This is a genomic window from Microcystis sp. M53598_WE2, assembly GCF_030067735.1.
Classification (GTDB): domain Bacteria; phylum Cyanobacteriota; class Cyanobacteriia; order Cyanobacteriales; family Microcystaceae; genus Microcystis; species Microcystis aeruginosa.
In genome coordinates this window covers 1-5,572 of sequence record NZ_JASJFE010000616.1, presented here as the reverse complement: position 1 = coordinate 5,572, position 5,572 = coordinate 1, and the positions used below count along the sequence as shown (strand labels likewise).

Annotated in this window: 3 protein-coding genes and 1 pseudogene; 1 reads left to right on the top strand and 3 read right to left on the bottom strand. The window is 39.7% G+C overall.

Features of this window, described 5'->3' with window-relative positions:
- The 3 genes from PX636_RS12540 to PX636_RS12530 all read right to left on the bottom strand — a co-directional run.
- Positions 1–1,465: P-loop ATPase, Sll1717 family (locus PX636_RS12540; RefSeq protein ID WP_288117434.1), on the bottom strand; the 1,465-nt coding region annotated here is incomplete at its 3' end.
- A gap of 5 nt (positions 1,466–1,470) precedes the next feature.
- A complete protein-coding gene (locus tag PX636_RS12535) occupies positions 1,471–2,760 on the bottom strand; it encodes a KGGVGR-motif variant AAA ATPase (protein WP_232023701.1) in 1,290 nt (429 codons plus the stop codon).
- Between the two features lie 94 nt (positions 2,761–2,854).
- Complete coding sequence (locus tag PX636_RS12530; protein ID WP_288117433.1) at positions 2,855–3,286, bottom strand: HEPN domain-containing protein; 432 nt, start codon at positions 3,284–3,286, stop codon at positions 2,855–2,857.
- Between the two features lie 710 nt (positions 3,287–3,996).
- On the opposite strand from PX636_RS12530, the pseudogene PX636_RS12525 reads away from it, so the two are divergent.
- Positions 3,997–5,572: pseudogene (locus PX636_RS12525) on the top strand (cobaltochelatase subunit CobN); the annotation flags it as partial.

The window sequence follows — 5,572 nt, the reverse complement described above, 5'->3', positions numbered from 1 at the left end:
TAACTTGAAACCCATATAGATAAATTTCAGGTATATTAATTCGACCATCGAGGAGACTTTCCACCACACCCAATTGTATTAGATATTGCATAATTTCTTCAGGTTCCTTAACAGGAGGTTGTTTTTCAGTACTCCAGTGAGTTGAGCGCACAGCCTCTAAAAAAGTTTCTTTCGGCATAGGAGTTTTTAACCCTTCTAACTTAGTTTTTAGAGATTCTAACCAAGGATATTCTTCCTGTGCTAATTCTTTAATTCTATCCTCTGAAGTATCCATTAAAGCACTCTGGAGATCAGAGGGTTGTAGAAGGTATAGCTCAGTCAGTTGTTCAAAACTTTCAAAATGTTCTAATCTTTTGGCTGCCGCTTTGTCGAATAATTTTAGAAAAGAGCGAGGAGCAATTCTACCCCCAGTATCCTGAAGATGATTAGGTATCCATCGGTAGGTAATGCCTTTTTTAGGACTAACTCCCATATATTTACCGATCATGTTTTCGATTAATTCTTCAAATAATCGTTCATCACTACTAACATTCCATCCTAGTTGGGTTGAGCTTTCATAAATTAAATTAGGGATCATCTGTAAATAGTCTCTCATTTCTTGATCGGAATTAGCTAACCGTTTAATCCAGAGTTGATAGAGCCAAGAGCGTTGCCATTCTAGCCGATGGGATTGTAATTTAGAAGCATCAGGAAATCCCAAAAATTCCTCTCTAAATAGGTCGGTACGAAGAAATATTTTTGGTCGAATTCTCTCCCAACGACGAGAGCGATCGAGCCAAAAAGCTAATAATTCTCTAATCGGATTAGCTAGAGCATTATAAGTAGTCAATAACCGATCCAATTCATCATAAGTAATAAATAGCCATTGGTCAGAACTAATTAATTGTTCGTCTAATTTGTCAAGAACATAATTTAGATGTTCAAAATTATCTTTAACTAAAATTCTCCATTCTGATAAAAGCGATAACCTATTTTTAAGAATAGTAGTAATATTTGGATCCAATTCTTGACCTATAATGCTGGCAATATCAGATTCTTGTTCCTGTAAAATGACACCTAAAATCAATCCTAACCAGAAACTACGCCATTCAAGATTAGTAGCGTTTTGCATTTCTTTTTCTATAATTTCTGGTGACGGAAATCGTTTTGCAGTTTTGCGAGTGCGACCAAATCCTGCAATCCATCTGGTCTGATTTAAAGGAGCAAGACCTCGAATATTTAAACTATTAACTAAAGCTTCTCGTCCAGAGGGAATGGCTAGTAAACGAAATAATTCTGTTTTACCCACACCCCGACCACCTTGAATTAATAAAATGCTTGGCTCCAAAGCTTTTCTATAATCAACCACGGGTAAGAAATTTTTGAGAAATACGTCTTCATCATCACTTTCCTGTTCAGCAGTTGCTTTTCCAGGAGCAACTGCTACCATTAATTCCAGTAACTTTTTTTTATCGAATTCAGCCATAATTTTTACCGATTGTTTATAATCACATCACGTCCAAATAATTGACAAAGCTTTTCAGCAATAGTTTGATAAGGAGAATCGGTCATAACTTTCACGAGATTTGCTAATCTCTCTTTTTCTTCTGGAGTATCGTGCCGTGAGTCACGAGTAAAGAGGGCAATATCTCCCCGCAGACTATTATCGTAGGGGACAACTATCGGGAAAAATGGTGCATCAGTATCATTAGAGTTAGGGACATCTTCAGATTCAGTATAATAGTTTTCTTGGAAAATTGTATAGGCTCTTTGTCGAAAATTTCGTAACTCTCTTTCTCGGCCAACTGTTCCTAAAGATGGAGCGAGAGCATGAACTAAAATTAATGGTAAAGGATCCTCAGGGTTAGATAGGGCTAAATGTTGGATAACTTGGGTTAATCCTGCCCAACTTTGTCGAGATTCCGTACCAAAAATAACCACTGCATGGGAAAAATAAGTAATAGCTAAACCACCAATATCATGAAAACCTGCTCTTGCATCCATGAGAATAAAATCCAGTGGTCTGCTTAACCTTTCTATTTCTTCTAGCATTTGTTTTAAAATGCCTTGTAGTTGACCATTGACAAGATTTTGAAAGTCTAAACGAGCCAATTTTTCTAAATAATCTTGATCCACATTTCCTGCTGGTAGCAATTTTAAGATTTCACCTTCATCTCCTAACAAATTTGAGTCATTAATATCTTTTAAACTCAGTTTCCATTTGTCTTTTTGAACTTTCTTTTCTAGCAAATAGTCCATGACACCAGAATTATCGGCAAAATCCTCAGAAAAAATTGTGGCCAGACCGGGAGCTTCTAAATCAAGATCAACTATAGCGACTCGATGACCATTCCGCGCTAAAGTTAAGGCAGTAGCGGCAATAGTAGTGGTGCGACCAACTCCTCCTTTGAAGGAAAAAAAGGAGACAATAGCTGGTTTATATCCTTTTTCAACTTTTTCAAAATCCCAAGGCAGTTGCTGCCCAATTTTATTCTCTGTCCATGCTTGTTTAGCCAGATGACGTTCTAGAATATACCATTTCAAGCTTGCCGATTCATCGAACCAAGGTGCCTGAACTCTTTCAGCTATGATAAGATCAATCAGGGCTTTATAAGCATCTCCTTCTCCTTTTTGCCACCAAATATCATGGCCATAGTAATACTCAAGTTTTTCAGACAGGAGTGTAGATAGATGGTTTTCTTCGTTTGATTCTATCTTGTTTTCCTGTTTTAACTCTAGAAATAAGCGAATTTTTCCCTCAACATCACGAATAATAGTCACAGATTTTAGTTTGGCTACAAGAGAACCAAGACTGGAATCCAGAAAGCAGTCCCTTACCCTAGCAAAAGTTTCACTAAAACTAATCATCAGAATCTTAAATATCCTTACTAGAAATATAACCGTTTAGCACTAATCTGGGAATAATATCTCGATAAATTTCTTCAGCACATTCAACGGCCGAGTTAGCCTGATCTTCAGTCCAATATCCAGATTGATAATATCTTCTTTCTGGGTGATTTTGCCCTAGAACAGTTCCCCGGATGCGAGAAACTGGTAACTGTTGCTCTAAACGAGGATAGAGAATTCCTAATCTTTCCCTCGCTTTACCTTCTAATTCCTTGAGATCATGTCCGAATTTTTTAGCGGCTCTTTGATCATTTTTAAAATACTGTTCTACTAAAAACTTAAAAGCGCATTCTACTACATAACCAGCTAGGTAAATGGCATTGTCCCAACGTTTTTTAGACAGCAAAATTTTGGCATCTTGCAAATGTCGGCCTGCTGCACTAGCAAATAACTCGGTCATAGATGTATCGAATCAAATAAAAACTTTTTAGCCATAAACCAATTCTACCACCATAACGAAACTTTAAGAACTTTACTTCCTTGTTGTTGATTTTTCAACCTAAACTTGCCAAATTTTCTGAAACTATTGCCTGATTTCCTCACTATAATTAAGCTGTTGACTGTCTAAATTACTCCTTAAGACTGCACCAGAGCGCCGGAGTTGCCAGTTCGAGCATTTGTACTAAAATTTCCCCTACTCAGTTTAAATCCAGTACAGCTTACCTGCTACTGAATCCTAACCCTAACAACAATTTTTGATTTTTACCAGAGGTCTAGGACAAGGACAAAAAGCTGATCTTGATTGAGTTATAGCACTTGCGGCCCTGTACGAGACGACCTCGAATCCTAACCCCGATCTTGAATAGGGACATCTCGTCTGAGGTGCTAATGAATAACACTTTTGGAATTAAAAGTCAATAGATTAAATATTAATTTTTGTAAAGAAAGGCCTGAGCATTTACTCAAAAAGCTCTTTACCATCTGTTACAAAATATGGCAAGATATTTATCAAATTGTGTCAAAACCCAGAGTAAATGCTCATTGGGGTGACATTTTCTGATACAAAACAGAAACATATATATCTAAACACCTTAAACAAAGGGCGATCGTCATCTGATGACGAAAATCACTTCATACCAGACTCAGCAATCCTAAGGAGAACCATCATATATGTTCACTCACGTCAAGTCCACCATTCGTCACATAGTTCCCGACGCGTTGAATGGTCGATCGCTGGTCAAGGTGGTCTATGTCGTGCTAGAACCTCAGTACCAAAGTGCGCTGAGTAGTGCGGTCAGGGAAATCAACGCTAACAACCGGAAACTAGCGATCGAAATTAGTGGTTATTTAATCGAAGAACTGCGCGATGGGGAAAATTATCGCAATTTTCAAGAGGATGTAGCCAAAGCTAATATTTTCATTGCTTCTCTCATCTTTATCGAAGATTTAGCCGATAAAGTTGTGGCCGCTGTCAGTCCCCATCGGGATCAATTAGACGCGGCGATTGTCTTTCCCTCCATGCCCCAGGTAATGCGCTTAAATAAATTAGGCAGCTTTTCCATGGCCCAATTGGGACAGTCTAAGAGTGTCATCGCTAACTTTATGAAAAAGCGCAGGGAAAACTCTGGCGCTGGTTTCCAAGATGCGATGTTAAAGTTATTGCGAACCTTACCGCAAGTCCTGAAATACCTCCCCATGGAAAAAGCTCAGGACGCACGCAACTTTATGTTAAGTTTCCAGTATTGGCTAGGGGGTTCGGCAGAAAATTTAGAGAACTTCCTGTTAATGTTGGCCGATAAGTACGTCTTCGATAACAAAGATGACAGCGTAGTTTACAAGGAACCGGTAGTTTATCCGGATCTGGGTATCTGGCATCCTTTATCCATGAAAATGTTCGAGGATGTCAAGGAATACTTCACTTGGTACAATAACCGCAGTGATATTGCCGATGACCTCAAAGACCCCTTAGCTCCCTGTGTTGGCTTAATTTTACAGAGAACTCACCTCGTTACTGGTGATGACGCTCATTATGTCGCTCTCGTGCAGGAATTCGAGTCTATGGGTGCGCGAGTCCTTCCCGTTTTTGCTGGGGGATTAGATTTTTCTAAACCCGTAGAAGAATATTTCTGGGATAAAAGCTTAAAAGGAGTAGAAGCGGTTGCTATCGTTGATACGGTAATTTCCCTGACGGGATTTGCTTTAGTGGGAGGTCCAGCGCGACAAGATCATCCGAAAGCGATAGAATCCTTAAAACGTCTCAATCGTCCCTATATGTGCGCGCGTTACCGCTAGTTTTCCAAACCACTCAGGAATGGGAAGAAAGCGATTTGGGGTTACACCCGATTCAAGTGGCGCTACAGATTGCTATTCCGGAATTAGACGGTGCGATCGAACCTATTATATTATCGGGCCGGGATGGGGCCACGGGTAAAGCGATCGCCTTACAGGACCGGATAGAAGCGATCGCTCAACGGGCGCTAAAATGGGCTAACCTAAGAAAGAAACCGAAACTCAATAAAAAGGTCGCCATCACCGTCTTTAGTTTCCCCCCTGATAAGGGGAATGTGGGAACTGCAGCCTATCTAGATGTGTTCGGTTCTATCTACGAGGTGATGCAAGCGTTACAAAATAATGGTTATGACTTGCAGGACTTACCCGCATCTCCGAAAGAACTGATGGCAGCGGTAATCCATGATGCCACCGCACAATACCATAGTCCGGAGCTAAATATCGCCTATCGGATGTC